Origin of the sequence: Pseudomonas sp. NPDC086251, from assembly GCF_044746405.1 — a bacterium.
GTDB lineage: Bacteria > Pseudomonadota > Gammaproteobacteria > Pseudomonadales > Pseudomonadaceae > Aquipseudomonas.
In genome coordinates this window covers 88,713-109,024 of the sequence record NZ_JBIVBY010000001.1, presented here as the reverse complement: position 1 = coordinate 109,024, position 20,312 = coordinate 88,713, and the positions used below count along the sequence as shown (strand labels likewise).

The following is a 20,312-nucleotide window of genomic DNA, read 5'->3' as shown; positions in this document are numbered from 1 at the left end:
TTGTTGCATCATGCGGTTAAAGCGCATTTACCAAAGTAAATTTTCTCAGGGCTCTAGCCGAGGGTATTGGACGCGCTCGTTGTCTGGCAACCGGAACGGCAAATCGGTTGTCCATGGCTTATTCCAAAACATCGCGCTTGTCGGTAGTCCTTCGAGTATAGACTTATGTTCTTCAACCCGTTGAGGCTCGTTCTTCTGTGATGAACGGCATAGTTCAGAGGTCTGTTCCCTGCACTCGATACCGCCAGTCGAACCCTACCTTTTCGATGGAACTAATAACGTAATTCCGCCCGTCGTGACTCCCTTATATTGCTTCAAACTTTAGTTTTTTCGCATCGTCGGTATTAGACGAGCACGAGCTCGTATTAACTAACTGAGGTGTACAGAAATGGCCAATTCAGGAAATGATAACCCTGGCAATTTTGCTAATGACCGTGAAAAGGCTTCTGAAGCAGGCAAGAAAGGCGGAGCAGCATCAGGCGGTAATTTTGCCAATGATCCACAACGAGCATCGGAGGCCGGCCAAAAAGGTGATCAGGCATCTGGTGGACGCCAATCAAGCAAAACTGATCAATCAAGTGGTGGCCAAGGAAGCGGTAGCGGCGGCAACTTTGCCAATGATCGGGAAAAAGCCTCAGAAGCGGGGCGTAAAGGAGGTGAACAAAGCGGTGGTGGAAATCGTAAATCGTGATGCCTCTTGATCCAAACCAAGCCCCGGGTACTTTCGGGGCTTGGTTGGTATTGAAAGGTCGTTTCATGAACTAATTGACGTCTTACCGGCAGCGACAGCCTCATTATCATTGGTTTTACGCAGTGATCACTCATCATCGAAGACGACCCTACGCTCCATCAGTGCGACAGGCGAAAAAAACCCCGGAGGTTGGCCCTGCCGGGGGTTCTCTTTCACTTTTACTGCTGTTGGGCCCGGGATGACGGCCCAGCGGCACCGCTGGTAACAATAGCAGCGCCGGAAAAGTTTGACCTTAAACCTTCGTCCCTGCCGCTATTTATTTATCGGCCGGTGGGTAATGCCACGCGAAAAATCGTGCCCTGCTCCCGCGATGACTCAACTTCAATCGTCCCTCCGTGACTCTCTACGATCTGAGCGGCGATGAATAGTCCCAGTCCTAAACCCATAGAGTTGCCCTGGTCGCCGCTGGAGTACCGGGAATAACGTCCTTCTGGATCGAAGAGAGAGGGCAAGGCCTCGGGAGGAATAGGCTCGCCGTAATTTTGCACGCAAAAAAAGGCAGTAGCGCTGTTCCCATTTAACGTGACGTTAATGGGCAATTGTGAGTTGCCGTGTCGCACCGCGTTACCAATCAAATTAGAGAACACCTGGGCCATGCGCGAGGGGTCAAACTGGCCCGTTACCGCTGCTTGAGCGTTGAATACAAGTTTCGCGACTGGATGAGCAATCGTGAGCTCTGCCACGACGGCTTGGCACACCGATGTGAGGTCAGTGGTTTCTGGTTTTACCTGGAGGCCGGTGCCCAGGTTACAACGCGCCAGGTCAAGCAGATCATTCACCATCTGATTCGCGCTTTGCACGCTGGTAGAAATCTGCGCAATGATTTTTCTTCCACGGCTGCCCAATTCCTCCGTCTGTCGTAGCAAGTCGGCCCCCAGCGTCACGGCGCCCAACGGAGTGCGTAGGTCATGGCCTAACACGCCCAAAACGGTTTTTCGAGTGGCATCTACGGCTTGGCCATAGGCGGTAATCGATTCGACCAGCGCCTGATCAATGGCCTCGTTGAAGCGGATCATATCCGCCAGTTCATGCTTGTCTCCGATAATACCTTGAGCTAGCCACAGGCGAAGTACACTTGATCGTAGCGCGCGATACTCGGAGACCAACTGGTCCAGGGTGAAACCCGACATCAAGCGCTGCAGCGCGTGGGTTTGCGCCGCCGTTTCGTCTTCAGTCACTGGCCCTAGCCCATGGGACTTGTCAATTTGTTGCTGGTTTGTTTGCGCGGTGCGCATATCGAGCGCAACAGTCCGCAAAATATACTCGGCATGGTTTCGCAGACCTTTGGCATCCATGGCCGGCAACGGCGTTTCGACTGTGCGGGCGAAGTCTTCCCACGCTTGCAGAATGGGGTCCAGATTAGCAAGGATGAAATCTGACAGTCTCATGGAGATCCTATTTACATATTTAGGCGTTTGTTCACTGGAGAATATCAGCCAAAGCCAATCGCCATTGCAGTAGCCTAGCGGTAAAGCAATATGCGAACCGAAACCGATCGTCAGTTGGTCGAAACAAGGATGTGTTGCCAACACCCTAAGCCTTGGAAGCTGCTCTGGATGTTGATGATGTCAACAGTACTGATTGTAGAAGATGCTGAAATCCTCCGCTCCCTGATGGTGGAGGCAATCTCCCTGTTGGATGTCAACGTGATGGATTGTGCCTCCGCCGATGACGCACTGCCCTTGCTCGAAACATCTGCTATTAGCCTGGTCATCTCCGATGTGAACATGCCGGGCAGTATGGACGGGATCGAATTGGCCCAATTGATCTGGGCTCGCTGGCCCAGCTTGCCTGTCATCATCACGTCGGGCAATAGTGCGGTATCCGAGGAACGGTTGCCTGCCCATGTCATGCTCCTGCCCAAACCCTGTTCATTGAATACCTTGCATCAAGCAGTCAGACGGTATCTGCCGTAATCAAATGGCTAGCAAACGCCGAGCAACGCCTATTGCCGGCGCCCAAACAAAGCTCACCAGCGGGCCACAGAGGGATGGAACACCTCGGATCCGCGCGGTCAAAGCCTAAGTGCGTTCTCTTATCATGGGGAGCTGAACCGTGACCGGGCCCGAAGATCCATCGAACTTTCGTGGTGAGGGCGAGCCCTTCGTCCTCAGCCGCTTAGGCCTCGGGCCTCAGCCAAGCTTGGGTGAGCTGAACGCCAGCGTCAGTGTGCCGCGTCACGGCAGCTGGTTGCGGCGCTTGATGGCCTTCACCGGTCCCGGTTACATGGTCGCCGTCGGCTACATGGACCCCGGCAATTGGGCCACGGATATCGCCGGGGGCTCACAGTTTGGCTACATGCTGCTATCGGTCATTTTACTGTCCAGCTTGATGGCCATTGTGCTGCAGGCGCTAGCGGCACGCTTGGGCATCGCTACCGGGATGGACCTGGCCCAAGCGTGTCGCGCCCATTACAGCGCGCCGGTGCGCGTCGGCCTTTGGCTGACCTGCGAACTCGCGATCATTGCCTGTGACCTGGCGGAGGTCATCGGTATGGCCATTGCCCTAAAGTTGTTGTTCGACATTCCCCTGCTCTGGGGCGCTATTCTGTGCGCGGCTGATGTGTTCTTGATTCTGCTGCTGATGCAGCGCGGTTTCCGTTGGCTCGAAGCCTTCGTCGTGGCCCTGCTGTCGCTGATTGCCGTGTGCTTTGCCGTGCAGATTGTGATGTCCCAGCCGTCCTTTGCAGCCGTGTTGCAGGGGTTCGTGCCGCAACCGGAAATCGTCACCAACCCCGCGGCGTTGTATTTGGCTATTGGTATCATTGGCGCCACTGTGATGCCGCATAACCTGTATTTACATTCGTCCATTGTGCAAACCCGGGCGTACGAGCGCAGCGAGTCCGGCAAACGCCTGGGGCTGCGCTGGGCAGTCACAGACAGCACTATTGCGTTGAGCCTGGCCCTGTTCGTCAACGCGGCGATTCTGATCACCGCCGGGGCGGTGTTTCATACGGCAGGACGTACCGACGTGGTGGATATCGAAAAGGCTCATGAGTTGTTGTCGCCCATGCTGGGGATCGGCATGGCCTCCACGCTGTTCGCCGTGGCGCTGCTTTCCTCCGGGGTGAATTCCACGGTGACTGCCACGCTAGCCGGACAAATAGTCATGGAAGGCTTCCTGCAGATGCGCGTTCCAGCTTGGGCGCGCCGCCTGATCACCCGGGCCATCGCGATCATTCCAGTGGTCATTGTCACCGCCTTGTATGGCGAGCGCGGCACATCCCAGTTGCTGGTGTTCAGCCAGGTCATCCTCTCCATGCAACTGCCCATGGCGGTTATTCCGCTGGTACGTTTCGTGACCGATCGCTCGAAAATGGGCTCGCTGGTCATCAGTCGCGCGCTGGCGGCGCTGGCTTGGGGCATTACCGCAATCATCGTGGCGTTAAACATCAAGCTACTGATCAGTGCTGTGCAGCAGTGGCTTTAAGCCAGCGCCGAGGGGAGGCGGTCCTGACTGGATGTTCCATGAGTCCCCAGCCAGAAACTGGTAGTAAGCACACGCATCTTCATCCGGGCCGGTAATGGCGGCCGCTCAAGCTATCCGTATTAGGTGCCCTCATAGCGGCTAGCTTCCCCTTTGGCTGGCCACTCACTATCAGGTGCGCCGTCGTCAGCCTGAGAGAATGATTGAACTGGGGAGCCCGGCTCAGGGGTATCAGAAGATTTCACTTCACCTTCAAGCTGATCTTGAGCGAGACGCCAATAAAACTCTTCAGCACCTTCAGGACGGCCATCCTTTTCCCATAAGTCGTAAGCTTTTTCCCGTATTTTTGATTCTTCAGTCATGGTCATTCTCCTTGGTGAGCGTTATTACGACGTGGAGATACTTTCAATGCTGCGGCTATGCCACGTCACTTGTACAACTTGTTAAGTAAAGCAGCTGGATACGTTGCAGATGGAATAAATCGCCTTATGGGCGTGGCCACTGGGCAAGTCTCGCTTCACCCAGCCTATCCCTCCGCCACTGCCCGCTCGCCTGAGACAAGCCCTGCTCTGGTGAACTGCTCCATGTCCGCCTTGGATGCGGGCTTCATAAATACGGGTTTGAAGCTGAGCAGTGCCGTTCATCGCTAGCGTCTAATCTTTTTCAAATTTTTGTCCGTCCTCGTCCTTCAGATACTCATAGGCGCCGCGTTTGGTGATCTCACCAGATGAGTATCGGCGCCTGTTTGGCCTGAGGAGATTCGTCATGTTTTTACATAACAAACGACTTCAATACACCGTCCGTGTGGCCCAACCTAATCCTGGGCTAGCCAATCTGCTGCTAGAGCAATTTGGCGGTGCGCAAGGCGAGCTGGCAGCCGCCTCACGCTACTTCACCCAAGCGTTATCCGAAGATGACCCTGGGAGAAAGGATCTGCTGATGGACATTGCCACCGAAGAGCTCAGTCACCTGGAGATCGTCGGCTCGATCATCGTAATGCTGAACAAGGGGGCAAAAGGCCGCCTGGCCGAGGGCGTCGAAGAAGAAGGCGAGTTATATCGCGCCATCAATGGCGCCGGTAATGACTCACACATCACCAGCTTGCTGTACGGGGCCGGTTCACCGCTGACCAACTCAGCCGGGGTGCCATGGACGGCAGCTTATGTCGACACGATAGGCGAGCCTACGGCCGATATGCGTTCCAACATCGCCGCCGAAGCCCGCGCCAAAATCGTCTATGAGCGCTTGATGAACGTCACTGACGATCCTGGGGTGAAAGAGGCGCTGGGTTTTCTGATGACGCGCGAGATCGCCCATCAGCTTTCCTTCGAAAAAGCCTTGCATGCGATCCAGCCGAACTTCCCTCAAGGCAAGCTTCCCGGTATGCCGGAGTTCACCAACGTCTACTTCAATATGTCTCAAGGTGAAGGCAGCACCCGTGGTCCCTGGAACCAGGGTGAAGAGTGGGAATTTGTAGAAGAACCCATGCCTGCCGTTGACGGCGGTGATGGTACCGCCAGTGTCGAGCTGAGCGCTGAAGACGAAGCGCTGTTGATGGACATGAAAGCCCGCACGATGTCTGATCCCGATAGCAATCCCATTACCGGAGCAGATCTGGGCGCAGGCGTGCAACTAGCTGAGCCAAAGGCTTAATTTACCCATCGCACGCCTCCGGCGTGCGATTTCCACCGTTAACAGGGGTAATGACATGATTTCGAATCGCAGAAATTTCAGCGCTGAGTCACCTTCGGACTTCTCACGTTTATTCACGCTCACGGCGGACTCCTTTGAGCGGGACGCTCTGCGCCTGTCGAAACACGTGATGCTTAATCAAAATCTACAGCTCCGCACACGAACAGATCCACGGATGACCATTAACTAGCGGTACGCAGGGTGAATTTCAGAAGCCAAAAAAAGCCCGCGCTTCGCGCGGGCAACAGGAGTTTTGCATGAGCGGCCTGATGAGGACCTATTATTTGGAGCCAGGGCGAGCTTCCCCGTTCGGTTTATTTAGAGGAACGAGCTGAATGTCAGACAGGCGGTCAGCCAACTCCAAAACGCGAAGTAATGCATATCAAGTCGACAAAACCGAGTTTTTTGGCGAGGTGCATGATGGATGAGCTAATGAAGGTAAAACCGACCGACTGTCCCCATCCCTTCATCCGAAAAGGTTATTACCTGGGGTTGCCCGGGGACGACTTTGTCTGCCTCAGATGCGGGGAGCAACGACCAGCGGAGCGCTGGGAGGACTTTGAGCGGCGACGGACACCCCCAAGAGGGTTACTCAACTAACTTGATTGCCTCGAGGGCGTCCGTCGTAGGCGAAGGCTTATTTTTTTGCTTCCAGCTCCGGATCTGCTGAACGGGTGATAAACGCCTGGGTAAGTTCCGGGAGGTGCTGCAACAGCCATTCAGCCATGGCGATTTCTTGGGGAAGAATCGTTTCGCAGGCCGCTTTCGTTTCCCTATCGCCCGCCGCTTCCGCTGCTGCGATGAGCACTGTGTAGCTGGCAATCTCTACATTTTCGAATACATAGCCAGCCATGGCACCTTTGATTACTTCATCGCTCATCAAGGAGCCACCCACAGCCTGTCCGAAGGCCATAAGTTTCCCAGTGATATCTTTCAACGTAGAGGAACTACCCCCCAGACGCTTCAAGCAGCCATCGACGAGCGCCTGCTGACTCAGGGTTTCTTCAATGTGTTGGTCTATCCGTGCTTTGAGTTTGGGGTAATGCTCCAGCCGTTCAGACTGAGCCCGTAACATTTTCTCGGCCTGCTGCTCCATCGCGTGAGCATCACGCAGCCAATCCAATAGATTCTCTTGTGGGGTCGCCATATCACTGTCCTCATGGGGAAGGTAAAGAGTAGAGATTTGGCTTGGTCATGAGTTCAGACAATTTGACTAGGAAAGCGTGGACCTTACGAGCCGCTTTGGCCCAGCAAGTCATTTATCACTGTTCATTTATGCCTTTGTGCTGTGCCAGCTCGATTGCCATACGACGAGCGCGCCCAACACCCCAAGCTAGAGCCCGAGTCATCGACTCGCCAGGGCGGGAATCACAGGCTTCTTCGAAAAGGCTCATGCCGCTAGACGCGTACAATCCGATGAACATTTGAGTGCTGCCCTCTTTGGATAGCCTCACTTGTACATCTATGGTCGTCGCATCATCGAGCGTTTCATCATGCGTTCGGCAGTGAAGCGAGGGGTCGGCCCAGGCCCAATATCGCTCTCCCCGTTGTCTCATTTCCGCACCTCAGATTTTTCTTGTCGCTTGAATATAGCCGCGGAATGTTCAAGTGACCTTTCCATCTCTTTACGAATCCATTGTTAACGGTGCAGCTATCTCGACTAGGGGATTTGCAATGGCTCGCGCAAAAACGTCTCCTTGCCCTGCAAATATCGCCCCGCAGTTGGTCACGCTGGCCAATACCCCGCCGCGTGGGGGGACTGGCTTTACGAAATAAAATTCGACGGCTACAGAATGGTGGCCCGTTATGCGTCAGGCTGTGTACACGCAACGGCTTCGACTGGACCCAGCGCATGCCCCGCCTGGTTAAAGAACTGGAAACGCTAAAGATCGTCTCGGCTTGGATTGATGGTGAGATTATTGTCCGGGATAAAGACGGCCGCCCCGTGTTCCAGCCGTTGCAGTCGGCTTTCAGCACCGGCGAAACCGATGAGCTCATTATTTTTCGCCTTCGACCTGATGTATCTGAATGGTCTTGATATGCGCAGTTTGCCGGTTGAGTTACGGCGGGAACGGCTGAGTGAACTGATCGATGACAGCTCGCTCGAACACGTTCGTTTTTCAGAAACTCTTGATGTCGATCCCCATCATTTCATGGCAAACGTCTGCAAAATGGAAATGGAAGGGATCATTGGTAAACGGGCTGGCAGTCCCTATGCTGTTGGCGCTGATATGATTTTGACCCAGGCTGCCGGAAATCATTGACCCACTCGAATACATCAGCAAACGATGTCTAAGCGCGGGATTAAAGAGACAGAATTTAGGTCAGTCAAAATCGGCAGACTGGGTCAAAATCACATCGGCGCCAACACTCTGCTCGATCTGTTGCATGCGCGCCTTCACTTTGCCCTGGGTGAAGTTACGGTCACGGTTGTTGATGGCTTTGAACTTGCTGCCATCGATGGCGATGATCGATTGAGAGAAGAGATTGAGGTTGCGACAAAGCACTACGAACTGGCGGCATACGCTGCGAATGGCTTTGCCATTGTCCTTGCGAGAGTCGGCGATGGTTTTGAAGTCAGGAGCCAAACGCCCCGTCAGCCACATCAACTCGACGTTACGCTCGGCCTCACGTTCAAGCCGACGGCTGGACTGAATCCGATTGAGATAGCCGTAGATATAGAGCTTCAGCAAGATCGCTGGATGGTAGGCCGGACGACCCGTTGCAGCAGGATCAACACCTTCAAATCCAAGTGCCCGCAGGTCGAGTTCATCGACGAAAACGTCGACCACTCGCACTGGATTTTCTTCGGCAACATAATCGTCCAGGCACTCTGGCCGCAACGTGACTTGCGTCCGAGCCTCACCTTCGATGAATCGCTTCATGATCGTCCCCGCCACGATCTAGACGATCAGAAGATTAGACAATCGCAGGCGTTTTCACACAGCCTGGACCCAAAGCTGCCGGTCAGCATCGGCTGGAATCGGTGGAAGCGATATTTGCCGGTGCAAGAAAAGAGAACCCCCGACAGATGCCGGGGGAACTGCGGGAGGTTTATTTCGATACCACGATACCCGCTGGCTTCCAGGTTCCTTCTCCCGCTGGCAGGACTGAAGGGGGCGTCTCTTTGGGCCAATAGAGGCGCATCACCAAATAAATCGGGCCGTCGGGCGCGGGCAACCAATTACTTTCCAGTGTCTTGCCGGGTGAGGTCCGTTGGATATAGAGCGTCAGCGATCCGTCGGCATTTTTCTTCATATCGGGCAGCATGGGCGAGTTCAGTAGATAGCGGGCGATCGGGTTCTTGATTAAAAGCTGGGTTTTACCGTCATACATCGTCACCGACCAGAAGGCGTTCACGGGGGGTAGTTGCCCCGGTGGGAAGGTGAGAGTGTAGTTATGTTTGCTGCCATCCAACGGCTCGCCGGTCGCGGTGGTGCGGGTGATGGGATAAGTGGCTTCCACTGCATCGTTGCCGTAAATACCGCCTTTGGCCGCGCCCGCGCGTTTCAACCAATCTCCATTGTAGAAATGGCGGTCGCCAAAGTACGAACCAATGCCCCAGCCATTGACATTCTTGAGTCCTCCGGACAACCACTTGTCCACCTTCTCGTCACCTTCCTTCATGCCCAGCAGGACTGCAGCCTTATGTTCGAGCGAGAGGTCTTTGAACTCAAAACTCTTGCCCGGCCCAATGCCGATTTTCGCGATTCGAGCCCGAACCTCCTGATCTTCCGGTGTTGGCGGCACGTATTGCAGTGCGGCATCCAGATATTCGAAGAAATTCTCCTTGATTTCCGCAGTGCTGATCGAAGAGAAATTGATGACCGGCGATGCAGGCGGCGCTGGTTTGCTCAAGAACGCTGATAGCGGCTGCACTTTGTACCCTGACTGCACCTTCATCACATTCGGCATGTCCTTGGGATTGAAGAGCTGGGTTCGATAGCCGGCGACTGTGAACGGTGTGGTCGAATAGAAAACCTTGCTTATACCTGCCGGCACCGCCCCCTTCCAGTCAGGTCCGACGACCATGTAATTGCCAGAGCCGTTACCCGTGGTACGACTGCCGATGTAGCCGTAGTTGTAGGTATTGCCGTCGATCAGTTGCACTGAGTAGTAACGTTTTTTGTCCACTGCCGGTACCGAAAGCACCATGGGCTCGGCGCGAAGGTCCAACCAGAGAAATGAATAGGGGGTGTCGCTGTTGGGCGTGACGATGGCCGTGTCCTGGTAAGTGAACACGCGGGGCTCATTCTTGATCTGATTAAAAGGTGCCTTGAACTGCGGACCGTTTTTATCCACGGCGTACTCATACATCACCGCATAATTCATTACGATCGGTAGCCCGTAGATGAAGGCATCCTCGGCGATGGACTTCGTCTCGGCGAGACTGGGCGCAGCTATGCCTTGGGCTTGATCTGCTTTCTCGGCCTGGGTCACGGGATCGTGCCTGCTGGCACAGCCTGAGACAAGCGCCACCGCAGTGGAAGCGATGGCGATCCATTTCAAGTAGGTTGAATATTCCGGTTTCATCGTTCATCGCTCCTGACCAAAATCATCTCTGCCCTGGCTGTCTTGATTTGCGATTGAACACGTCGAGACTCCAGCTTGTTTAATGCCGAATCTGAGCGTAGGTCATTCAGCGAACTCCCGCTATTGGCCGGTTTTTTGTGTTCGCCGTCTGTCCAGTGGCAGGCACTTGCAGCGCACGACCGCTTCACATGTTTAAGCACGGAAATCCCGTGCAGTAGATCGGAGAGCCACCATGGAAATTGACGAGAACGCACCAGGCAATAAATCGCAGCAACGCGAAACACGCACCACAGACAACGAAGCTGGCCACGACCCGAGTTGGAATCAGTACGAAGTTCCGTTACCGCCCGACGATGAAGCTCCTGTCGATGAAGATATGGTTGATGTGGCGGCGACTGATTCGGTATTGAGCGAGCATCCAAAAGCGGGTACGAACAGCCACGTTGATAATCCGGACAACGACCCACAGATGAATGACCAGGACGAAAACGATAAGGAGGCTCGCGGGATGCCTGCGAGTGACCCTGAATCAGGTGCCTGAATTAGTTCGGATGATTTCCGAGCGCTTCACGTTGAAGCTGGTTTACGAAGCTTTGGATTTTCCGTTGCATCGGGCCGCTGAGGTTATGGAAGCGCACACCTGCGAAGGTTCTGTCGACTCGCGCCTAATAGCAAGGTGGCGTATCTCAAGCATCGTTATATTCACGTCCAGCGGAGCGCTGGCTGACATACGTTCGTAGATACATCCGACTCGAAGCTGGTCTTGAAGATTACCTGTGAAGTAAGTCCACCCAAGAGAAAGCTCTCTACCTCTTTCTCTTTCCCGGGTTTTGCTTCCAGACGAACGAACAACGCTACTTTGACCATGACGTGCCTCCTCTTGTTACGACTAAACCATCATGCGCCATGCTTTTCAGTAAGCCCAACGCGTTATCCGCCGACTTGTCGCCCAGCTCCAGCGTGGCGGGGATGAGGTGGGGTAGCGTCGAGTCATTTCCGCAGTCGTGAGAAAACGGCCGATAGCTGCCTGCCGGAAACGGCAGAAATCGGCCATTAGCAGTCACTCCCTATTGACTCAACCTCCATTACCGACACCAGCCTGGTCACTAAGTACGATCACGGTTCTTTTTCAACGCCAGCCGGGACTGGCATCGAGAATCTGACAGACATGCTTCCATTCGAGTTGGAAATGACGCGGGCAGTCGACACTTATTCTGCGACCTCTATTTGGAAGGGACACCGAAATAGGCCAGTGCCATGATTGCCACGATCATCCACTCGGCATCGACATAATTGCAGGCGACCATGGTGGTGGACATCAACATCCCCAGTACCAAAGGTGCTTTTCGAGCGAACGTAAGCGTGACCGATGAAAAGCCCAGCGGGGCTGGGCTTTTAGGCTGATGGGCGTTATCACCAACTTTTCAGTCGGGTTTTGACAATGTCATTCAAGCCCCAATAAGTTTTGCGGCGATCTTCGCCACATACTCCCCTTGGTGTCGAGCAATTCCCATTTCGCGGGCATCTGACTGACGTGAGCCGTCAGCCTGCCGGCACGGCAGGCTCCATTTTGGGGGCTCAGTTCAGATGCGTTTTGAGCTCAAGTGCTGCCTGACGCACCGCAGCCTTGACCTCGGGAATCGAGTTCAGCGGATTGAGCAAGCCAAAGTCATGGATCATGCCGTTGTAGCGCACTGAGGTGACCGGCACCCCGGCCGCATCCAGGTGGTGGGCATAACCTTCGCCTTCATCACGCAACACGTCGAACTCGGCTGTTTGCACCAGGGCAGCCGGCAGGCCCTTAAGCTGTTCGGCACTGGCGTTGAGCGGCGAGGCATGGATCTGTGCGCGCTCCGCCGGGTTGGTGGTGTAGTTGTCCCAGAACCACTGCATCATGCCCTTCGTCAGGAAGTGGCCCTCGGCAAATTGCTGATACGAGCCATTGTCGAACCCGGCGTTGGTCACCGGCCACATCAGTAACTGAAAGCGCAGGGCCGGGGCTTGTTGCTCCTTAGCCATCAACGCCACGACCGCCGCCATGTTACCGCCAACACTGTTGCCGGCTACCGCCAGCCGCTTTCCGTCGACACCGATGTCCTTGCCATGCTCGGCCACCCAACGGGTCGCGGCATAGGCCTGATTGATCGCAGTCGGGTACTGCGCCTCTGGGGACGGCGTGTAATCGACGTACACCGCGACGGCGCCGGAGCCCACAACCAGGTCGCGAATCAGGCGTTGGTGAGTTGGGAAGTCGCCCAAGACCCAGCCGCCCCCGTGGAAAAACATGAAGACTGGCAACTCACCTTTGACCTTGGCCGGACGGACGATTTTCAGCTTGATGCTCATCTCCCCCGCTTGGATTGAACGATCGCTCACTTCGACGCCAGTCAGATCAACCTTCACCGAGGCCTGTGCACCGGTCAGAACCGCACGTGCGTCCTTCGGGCTCAGTTGCTCCAGCGGTTTTCCGCCACCGGCCGCCAGGGCATCAAGGAAGGCCAGGGTATTGTGTTCGACGCCCGGACTGCCTGCGGCAATGGCATTATCTATGGAAAGAGCCAGAAGGGTGATGGCCAGCGTTTTCTGAATGAAGTCCATGAGTAATCCTTTTTAGTTATTTGAGTTTGAATATCTAGAAACAGCGCCGGCAAGTTGTTGAGTCGGCGCAGGTACAGCGGGCGTTACTCGATTAGCGGAACGTTGGCCGCTCGCTTGTACGGCCAGTATTCCACCGGCATCCACTCGAAATGCTTGTCCACGGCGCTGATATGACCAATACCGGGGAACGGCAAGTGCGCGGCCGTCACCCAGGTCTTGCTCGCGGCAGCGGCACTGAAGACCTGATTGCGACTCTTGATGGCTTGCTGATTGTTAACGTCGAACCCGATCGACACCTCCGGGTGCAGGAATTGCACGGCGAGGTTGTGCACCAGGTCCCCCATGAACAGGATGCTCTGCCCCTGGGAGGTGAAGCGGTACGTGCTGCTGCCCGGCGTGTGTCCGCTCTCCAGTTGAGCCTCGACCACACCCGGCAACGGCGACTGACCCGGGGCGAAGGTTTTGAAGCGCCCCGCGGCGATGTAAGGTGCGGTGGAGTCCTGCGCGATCTTGAAGAAGCCTTTGGCTGCCTCTGGAGCTTTGGCCAGCGCCTGCGGGTCTAGCCAGTAATCGGCTTCAGCCTTGGCGGCATACACCGAGGCATTGGCGAAGATCGGCTGCTGCTGACCATCCACCAGACCGCAGACATGATCCAGATGCAAGTGCGTAAGCAGGATGGCATCGACCTGCTCCGGTTTGTAACTGGCGGCCTGCATGTTGGCCGAGAGCTGGCCGGCGGTTGCACCGATGCACTGCCCTGCCCCGGTGTCGACCAGGATCAGTTGTTTCCCAGTATTGACCAGGAAGGCGTTGAACGCCGTTTGCACGCCCGGTGTTTCAATCGCACGACGGGCGAGCAGCGCGCGGATCTGACTCTGGCTCATGCCCTTCAGCAGCTTCGGTGAAAGATCGTTGTAACCGTCGAACAGCGCCGTCACTTCGTAATCCCCCACCGCCAACCGGTAGTAGCCGGGGACCTGAGTGGCCTGAATCGGCGCCTGAGCCTGGGCGCCAACCGATGTCAGTACGAATGCCAAGCTTAATCCACGCAGTGTGCAAACCAGAGAATGCTTCATGCCTCACCTTTGATCGAGTCAGAAAACGGCTAATCACCTCAGCCGAGTAAATTCGATCATGCCCAGCCCAACACCGTGAAAATTGCAGCGATGTGCTGATTTAGCGAAGGGGTATGAACACTGCATGTGAGTGGACGTTGATCATCCGATCTGTCGAAAATCTGCAACGGTTCAACCGCCTATAGCGGTGTGCTGTTCAACGCCTGTGACGAGGCTCGCTTCATAACTCTTAAGGTTTGCTTAAGGACTTTAAATGTCGCCGGCGGACAGACTTTCCTGAATGATCAGGAGAGCCACCATGAACCCGCCATCGGTGAATACAAACCATCCATGCCCTGTTGTACGGCCGTTGGGCGCCCTGTCCGGCTGGCAGGAGCGCCGGGCCAAGGAACTGATGCTGCGTGACATGGACAGCTGCGTTCGCATCAGCGCGATTGCCGAACACTGCAACCTGTCCCGTAGCCATTTTTCCCGGGCGTTCAAAAAGGTTACCGGCCACTCGCCGCAAGGCTGGCTGGTGATGATGAAAATCGAAAAAGCAAAAAGCCTGCTGATCACTTCGATGCCGATCACCGATGTCGTCTATGAATGCGGTTTCGCGGACCACTCGCACTTCACCCGCACCTTCAGCCGCCTGGAAGGAATGACACCCAAGGCATGGCGCCGGGCCTTTGATCAGGCAACGAGCCACTCCACCCCGCCACCCGTGATTGATTGGTACACACCCCACTGGAGCATTCGCGATAGCCTGGTCGACAGCATGGGACAGTCGCGCGCGTAGGAACTGCACGCCGTGAACTGATCGAGGTCGACAAAAAGAACTCCTCCCCCTTGGCCGCTTATGCGGCCTTTTTTTATCCCGTGCTGGCAGGTGCCAGGGGCAGGCTGAAGCAGATCCGGGCGCCCTGCTGGCAGTCCTGGACCACCAGCGTCCCACCGTGCGCGCCGATCACCGACCTGCAGATGGCCAGGCCCATTCCCATGCCGCTGCCTTTGGTGGTGTAGAACGCATCGAAGATCTGCTCGCGCTGGTGTGCGTCAATTCCGGGGCCGTTGTCCTGGAAGCAGACCTGGACATGAGCGTCCTTCACCGCTGAGCTGATGTTGATGCATCCATTGGGCAACCCTGCTCCGGCGATAGCCTCCAGCGCATTGGTGATCAGGTTGAACACCACCTGCTGGATCTGCACCTCGTCCACCGGCACGGGGCATTGAGCATCGAGCCGGGTTTCCAGGCGCACGTTGCGGTTAGCCAGGTCGGTGGCGCTCAAGCGCACGACCTCTGCGATCAAGCTATCGATTTGTACCGGCAACCGCTGTAACGGCGCCTGCTTGGCGAGTACGCGAAGCGCCTGGACAATGTCTGCGGCGCGGGCGCTGTCCGAGCGAATGTCTTCCAGCCCCTGAATCGCCTCCTCCAGATCGGGCTGATCACGCTTGAGCCAGCGCAGGCTGGCCGAGGCATTGGATACGATGCCCAGCAGCGGCTGGCTGATTTCATGGGCAATCGAAGCAGAAAGCTCGCCCATGACCTTCAGGTGCGAGCTACGCGCCAGTTCCGCGCGGGAACTGCGCAAATCCGCCTCCATTTGCGCGTGTAGCCGGTTATCCTCGACCAGCTGTTCGTACAGCCTGGCGGTTTGCAGTGACACCGCGGCCGCAGAGGCGAGAATTTCCAACATGGTCAGGCGCTGGGCGTTGAACAGCTTGGGGACCAGGCGATTTTCCAGATAGACCAGGCCGATCAACAGGCCCTGTTTGAGCAACGGCAGGCATAACACCGACCGCACCTGGCGCTGTTGCAGATCGGTGCTGTAGGCCTCGGGACAATCGGCCCGGGCATCGTCGAGCACCAGGGTCGTGCGCGTGCGCATCGTGGCGTTGAGCACCGAGGCCGGCGCGATCTGTTCGAGCGGTTGCGCGCAGTCCAGAGTGACCCGCACATTGCCGGCTTCGACCGAAGCCGTCGCAGCCAGTTGCAGTTCGGCGCCGCTGACCATCATCAGCACGCCATTGTCGGCACCGGCCTGAATCATCAAGTGATTCATCAGGGTTTCGACCAGTCGCTCGAGCAGAACCTCCTGCGACAGTGCACGCGCCGCTTCGATCCCCACTTCAAGATCGAGGCGGACCTGGGTCATGGGCCGGACGGGTTCGAACGATGGCTGCGCACACAGAAACGGGTGCAAGGTTTCCAATAGGCGCGCCTTGCTGTTGGCGCCCCACAAGTTGTAGCAATCGCGCGCGACACGCAGGTGGTGGTTGGCACCCGACACCAGCCCGTTGGGTAGGCAGATATCGGCCAGCTGTTCATGGGCCAGCGCTTGCTCATGGATGAAACCGGCCGCCGCAGCAGCGATCTGCGACTGATCGAAACAACGGATAGCTACCAGTTCCTGACCGCGCAAGCGGGCGATGACCCCCTCGATCAGCAGCAGTTTGTTGCGGAAGGTTGTCGGGTTGAGCTCGACCCACGGCAGAAACCGCAGACGTTGCCGCTCGAGTTTTTCCAGTTTTTCCGCCACCTCGCCCGGCGCTTGCGCGCTGCCCAGCGCCAGGCAATAGAACAGGTAGTAATCGGCGAGATTGATATGCGCCGGAATGGACCAGGCCAGCGCGGCGGCTTCTTCGAAACGTCGCAATGCGTAAGGGATATCGCCGAAATAAAACGCCGACATACCTGAATACAGCCATGACCAGAACAGCGTCGGCTGCGACACACGGGTACGGTCGATGGGGCCGAAACGGTCATGTTCGATGCCATCCAGTTCGGCCAACGGCCGATGCTGGCGCCCATCGCGCAGATCGGTGGCGAATGCCTGTTGCGCCAGCAGGATGCGCTCGATATCGATGTAATGAAATTGCCGCACCCAAGCCAACCCATGCTCCAGTTCGTTCAGCACCCCTTGCAAGGGTTCGCCCATGAACAGCAGGTCGGAACCAATGTGGTTGCAGGCGTAACAGGACATGCCCAGGTCGCCGCCGGCCTGGCCGCACTCGAATGTGGCGAAGGCCTTCTGTCGAGCGTACGCCATCGGTCGGGTCCAGGGGCTGACCTGATCGAGCGCCACCAGCGTGCCTGTGCGCCCTGCTTCGTAGCCGTGCTTGTCGGTGAGTTCAAGAGCCACTTCGGCGAAGGCCAGCCCGTCCACATACTCGCCATAGCGTTCGGCAATCATCACGCCAAACCAGGCAAACCCGTAACCGCTGCTAGGCGTGGTGCCATGCAGCAGCGTGAGTTCGACCATTTTCGCCAAATGCAGAAAACGAATGTCGTCGTCGACGAAGAACGAAGAAGTCAACGTACTGAGCAACTCCATGGCCGCTTCGACAGGCGGGTCATCGGCCTCGGGCAAATGCACCAGATCGGTGATGCGGCGTGCGCCGACAAGCTCACGAACCTGGGTAAATGCCAGGGTCAAGTCGTTCTGTGAGGGCCTGCGCTGAAGGGGAATATCCAGCAGGGCCATACCGTTCAACGCCTCGGTGATCGCCCCCTCGTAATCGGAGTGCAGCGTGCGCAAGGTGGCTAACAACCGAAAGGATTTCGCGCGGTCAAGCGCTGTGGTGGCGTGGGTCAGGCAGTCGTCGAGACGGCGTTGGGCACCGGTCAGATCGGCCAGGAGCATGTCGCACTCGGCCGCCAACCATTGGGTGGCGAACGCCTGGGTGTAGAGGCTCGACCAACCTGTCTGGCCGAGCAGACTTTCGGCCGTGCGAAGATAGCCCACGGCCTGCTCGACAGCGGCGGTGTCCCGGGCGCGTTCGGCGGCTTCAACCAACAGCTCGACAAACGCGGCGCGGCGATGCGCCTCCAGTTCATCGGCGTCAATGCGCTGGACCTGGCTGGCGACTTCGAATACGTGCTCATGGATCTGCTCACCCCAATGATCAAGCATGGCGCCGGCGATACGCGCATGCTCGGCGGCGCGTCCCGCTGGTGCCGCAAGCTGACAGGCCGCCTCAAGCACACGGTCATGGAGAAACACCAGTTGCTCGTGCTCACGCAGCAGAAAACCTGCATCGACCAGGCTTTGCACATCATGAGTGATCTGTTGCCGCTCACACGGCAATAGCCGATGCAGCAGTGATTCATCACAGCGCCCCCCGACATAGCCAGCCGTGCGCAGCACCTCGCGTTCCATCGGTGACAGGCGTTCGAGTCGCAGTACCATCAAGTCCGCGACGTTGTCGGCGTAGCGATAACCGTCCACCTCCTGTTGATTCCAGACCCAGCGGCGACCCTGCACGTGGAAGCGCACCAGACGTTCATCGATCAATGCGCGCAACACTTGACTGACGAATAGAGGGTTGCCGGCCGTCTTGTGATGCACGACTTGCGCGAGCGTCTCAATCTCCCTGGGGTCGGTGTCCAGCTCAGCGGCGATCAGCTCCGCGACCGCGGCCACCGACAATGGCCCCAGCATGACGCTTGCACAGGGCAACGATTGCTCGCGGCCCAGCACCTCGAGCAATCCCTCCTCGCGCTCGAGGGCCTGCGACTCCGCCTCGCGATACGCCAGGATCAGCACCAGATGCCGGGGCCGCCGGGCGACGAAGGCCTGCAAAAACGACAGCGTCGAATCGTCCGCCCATTGCACGTCATCCACGAACAGCACCAGGGGGCGTCCCGGCTGAGCGAAGACTTCCAATACATCGAGCAGGGTCCGGTTGGCGCGATCGAGCGCATGTCGGGCTGGCATGTTCGGCAGCTCAGGTGTGACCCCGATGACCAGCTCGGCCTCGGGCGCCAGTTCCACCAGAAGCCTGCCCCGCCCCTTAAGCCGTTCGACCAGTTGCTCGCCCAGCGTCTGCAGCTCCAGAGCCGGCTTGCCCAGCAACTGGGTCATCAGTGACTTGAAGATTTTTGCCAAGGGTGCAAATGGAATTTCCTGCTGCAACAGATTGCTCTTGCCGCTGGCCCAGTAGCCAGGCGCCTGGGGCCGGACACCCTGATGGATCAGCGTCGACTTGCCGGCACCCGGCGCGCCACCGACCAGCAGAGCCCGCGCAATGCCATCGCTGCCAACCTGATGCATCAACTCGACTAACTGCGTACGTTCGGCCTCTCGACCGAACAGCACATCGCTGCGGGCCAAGGAAGGCAACGCGTCGAAAGCGCCCAGGCGGAACGCATCGATACGCTTATGTTCCAGCCACTGCTGTTGGCACCAGGCCAGATCCGCAGCCATTGATTCGGCACTCTGGTAGCGGGCACCCGGTTCTTTGGCCAGGCCTTTGAGTAGCACTCGGCAGATGCCTTCCGGCAGATCGGCGACATGGATCGCTGGTGAATCCGGCTGGACAGCGGCGTGCACGTGCAGCCATTGGGATGGGTCGCGGGCGGTGAGCGGTAGTCGGCCGGTCAGCGCTTGATAAATAATCGCGGTCAGCGCGTAGACATCGCTGCGCGCATCAAAACTGGCGGCATCGCGTCGGACCTGCTCCGGGGCCAGATAAGGCCATTGCTCCAGGCCGGGCAGTTCAACGGCCGGCGCCTCCCCGGCATGGCTGTGAAAACTCAGTAGCCTGACCGAGTCAGCGGCGTCCACCACCAAGTGGTGGGGTAGCAGACTGGCATGTCGCACGTCCATCTTCTGGGCGCTCGCGAGCGCGTTGGCTGCGGTTACGGCGATGACCAGCACGCGCGCCAGTGGCATCCCTGTGTCACCCATCAAATCAGTCAGCGGCGCCCCATGCGCGGGATAGATCAACAAAGGCCCTTCGGCCGAGCGGATGAACGCGACAGGGGCAATCGCCCAGGTCGGATCCAGGCGCAGGTGAAAATCGCGCTCCAGCCGCTGGCATACGGCGGGCCGCTGAATCGGCGCCCGCGCGGCGAGCCAGCGTGTGCCCGATTGCCGATCCTGAAGCGTGAACCAGGTCAGGTCGTTTTCCCGGCGCAGTATTACGAAGGTGCAACGTTCAAGCCAGGCTTCATCGTGTGAGACATCAAGACTTTGGGAACCGGATGCTGAGATAGAGTTGCTGGGCATGAACAATCACCGCTGAAGATTCGTTTCGGGCTGAGCCGGTGAGTATACGCAAGGCTCTAGCCCGATGGCTGCGCTTGAGCAATCCTGTCCGTTATCGACACCAGGATGGCAGTTGAGGGCCCCCGCGGCCTGTGGTTTTTGCGCACTGAAATCGCTGCGTGTTATCCCTCGGGATAATTGCATTATGCGAGGCCGTCCCCTAGCGTGTAGCCCTGATGAAACGACGTTCCGGCGTCACTC

The 20,312-nt window shown here is 57.1% G+C and carries 15 protein-coding genes and 4 pseudogenes; 9 read left to right on the top strand and 10 right to left on the bottom strand.

Features of this window, described 5'->3' with window-relative positions:
- Positions 1-388 precede the first annotated feature (388 nt).
- Both ACIPL2_RS00560 and ACIPL2_RS00555 read left to right on the top strand, forming a co-directional pair.
- A pseudogene (locus ACIPL2_RS00560) lies at positions 389-550 on the top strand (general stress protein); the annotation flags it as partial.
- Between the two features lie 60 nt (positions 551-610).
- Positions 611-691, top strand: a pseudogene (locus ACIPL2_RS00555) (KGG domain-containing protein); the annotation flags it as partial.
- Positions 692-1,011: 320 nt separating this feature from the next.
- On the opposite strand, the gene ACIPL2_RS00550 reads toward ACIPL2_RS00555, so the two are convergent.
- The gene (locus tag ACIPL2_RS00550; protein ID WP_401351876.1) at positions 1,012-2,139 is read right to left on the bottom strand and encodes a sensor histidine kinase; all 1,128 of its coding nucleotides are present in this window, start codon (positions 2,137-2,139) and stop codon (positions 1,012-1,014) included.
- 90 nt (positions 2,140-2,229) lie between these two features.
- Here ACIPL2_RS00550 and ACIPL2_RS00545 point away from each other — a divergent pair, with 90 nt between their 5' ends.
- Together ACIPL2_RS00545 and ACIPL2_RS00540 are read left to right on the top strand one after the other, a co-directional pair.
- Entirely contained in the window at positions 2,230-2,667 is a 438-nt protein-coding gene (locus ACIPL2_RS00545; protein ID WP_401351874.1) for a response regulator, read from the top strand.
- A gap of 226 nt (positions 2,668-2,893) precedes the next feature.
- Positions 2,894-4,180: an Nramp family divalent metal transporter gene (locus tag ACIPL2_RS00540; RefSeq protein ID WP_401353314.1), complete on the top strand. Its 1,287-nt coding sequence runs from the start codon at positions 2,894-2,896 to the stop codon at positions 4,178-4,180.
- Positions 4,181-4,299: 119 nt separating this feature from the next.
- On the opposite strand, the gene ACIPL2_RS00535 is transcribed toward ACIPL2_RS00540, so the two are convergent.
- Positions 4,300-4,539 carry a DUF2934 domain-containing protein gene (locus ACIPL2_RS00535; RefSeq protein ID WP_401351871.1) on the bottom strand — a complete coding sequence of 80 codons (240 nt, stop codon included), beginning with the start codon at positions 4,537-4,539 and terminating at the stop codon, positions 4,300-4,302.
- 403 nt (positions 4,540-4,942) lie between these two features.
- Here ACIPL2_RS00535 and ACIPL2_RS00530 point away from each other — a divergent pair, with 403 nt between their 5' ends.
- Positions 4,943-5,830 carry a manganese catalase family protein gene (locus ACIPL2_RS00530; protein WP_401351869.1) on the top strand — a complete coding sequence of 296 codons (888 nt, stop codon included), beginning with the start codon at positions 4,943-4,945 and terminating at the stop codon, positions 5,828-5,830.
- Between the two features lie 676 nt (positions 5,831-6,506).
- Here ACIPL2_RS00530 and ACIPL2_RS00525 read toward each other — a convergent pair.
- The gene (locus ACIPL2_RS00525) at positions 6,507-7,016 is read right to left on the bottom strand and encodes a ferritin-like domain-containing protein (protein ID WP_401351867.1); all 510 of its coding nucleotides are present in this window, start codon (positions 7,014-7,016) and stop codon (positions 6,507-6,509) included.
- Between the two features lie 115 nt (positions 7,017-7,131).
- On the bottom strand, positions 7,132-7,425 hold the full coding sequence (locus tag ACIPL2_RS00520; protein ID WP_401351864.1) for a hypothetical protein: 294 nt from the start codon (positions 7,423-7,425) through the stop codon (positions 7,132-7,134).
- Between the two features lie 296 nt (positions 7,426-7,721).
- On the opposite strand from ACIPL2_RS00520, the gene ACIPL2_RS00515 reads away from it, so the two are divergent.
- Both ACIPL2_RS00515 and ACIPL2_RS00510 read left to right on the top strand, forming a co-directional pair.
- Positions 7,722-7,907 carry a hypothetical protein gene (locus tag ACIPL2_RS00515; protein WP_401351862.1) on the top strand — a complete coding sequence of 62 codons (186 nt, stop codon included), beginning with the start codon at positions 7,722-7,724 and terminating at the stop codon, positions 7,905-7,907.
- Positions 7,858-8,133 (top strand): hypothetical protein, encoded by a 276-nt coding sequence (locus ACIPL2_RS00510; protein ID WP_401351859.1) that lies wholly within the window; start codon positions 7,858-7,860, stop codon positions 8,131-8,133. Before ACIPL2_RS00515 ends, ACIPL2_RS00510 begins: the two co-directional genes overlap by 50 nt.
- Before the next feature lie 69 nt (positions 8,134-8,202).
- Here ACIPL2_RS00510 and ACIPL2_RS00505 read toward each other — a convergent pair.
- Positions 8,203-8,754, bottom strand: a pseudogene (locus ACIPL2_RS00505) (transposase); the annotation flags it as partial.
- A gap of 169 nt (positions 8,755-8,923) precedes the next feature.
- Positions 8,924-10,402 carry a DUF1254 domain-containing protein gene (locus ACIPL2_RS00500; protein ID WP_401351857.1) on the bottom strand — a complete coding sequence of 493 codons (1,479 nt, stop codon included), beginning with the start codon at positions 10,400-10,402 and terminating at the stop codon, positions 8,924-8,926.
- 232 nt (positions 10,403-10,634) lie between these two features.
- Here ACIPL2_RS00500 and ACIPL2_RS00495 point away from each other — a divergent pair, with 232 nt between their 5' ends.
- On the top strand, positions 10,635-10,943 hold the full coding sequence (locus ACIPL2_RS00495) for a hypothetical protein (protein WP_401351854.1): 309 nt from the start codon (positions 10,635-10,637) through the stop codon (positions 10,941-10,943).
- Between the two features lie 242 nt (positions 10,944-11,185).
- Here the strand turns inward: ACIPL2_RS00495 and ACIPL2_RS00490 are convergent.
- The 3 genes and pseudogenes from ACIPL2_RS00490 to ACIPL2_RS00480 form a co-directional block, all read right to left on the bottom strand.
- Positions 11,186-11,269 (bottom strand): annotated as a pseudogene (locus tag ACIPL2_RS00490) (antibiotic biosynthesis monooxygenase); the annotation flags it as partial.
- Between the two features lie 711 nt (positions 11,270-11,980).
- Positions 11,981-13,000 carry an alpha/beta hydrolase gene (locus ACIPL2_RS00485; protein ID WP_401351851.1) on the bottom strand — a complete coding sequence of 340 codons (1,020 nt, stop codon included), beginning with the start codon at positions 12,998-13,000 and terminating at the stop codon, positions 11,981-11,983.
- Positions 13,001-13,083: 83 nt separating this feature from the next.
- A complete protein-coding gene (locus tag ACIPL2_RS00480; protein WP_401351848.1) occupies positions 13,084-14,076 on the bottom strand; it encodes an MBL fold metallo-hydrolase in 993 nt (330 codons plus the stop codon).
- A 298-nt stretch (positions 14,077-14,374) separates the two neighbouring features.
- On the opposite strand from ACIPL2_RS00480, the gene ACIPL2_RS00475 reads away from it, so the two are divergent.
- The gene (locus ACIPL2_RS00475) at positions 14,375-14,857 is read left to right on the top strand and encodes a helix-turn-helix domain-containing protein (RefSeq protein ID WP_401351845.1); all 483 of its coding nucleotides are present in this window, start codon (positions 14,375-14,377) and stop codon (positions 14,855-14,857) included.
- A gap of 73 nt (positions 14,858-14,930) precedes the next feature.
- Here ACIPL2_RS00475 and ACIPL2_RS00470 read toward each other — a convergent pair whose 3' ends face one another.
- A complete protein-coding gene (locus ACIPL2_RS00470) occupies positions 14,931-19,985 on the bottom strand; it encodes an AAA family ATPase (RefSeq protein WP_401353312.1) in 5,055 nt (1,684 codons plus the stop codon).
- Positions 19,986-20,312: the final 327 nt, after the last annotated feature.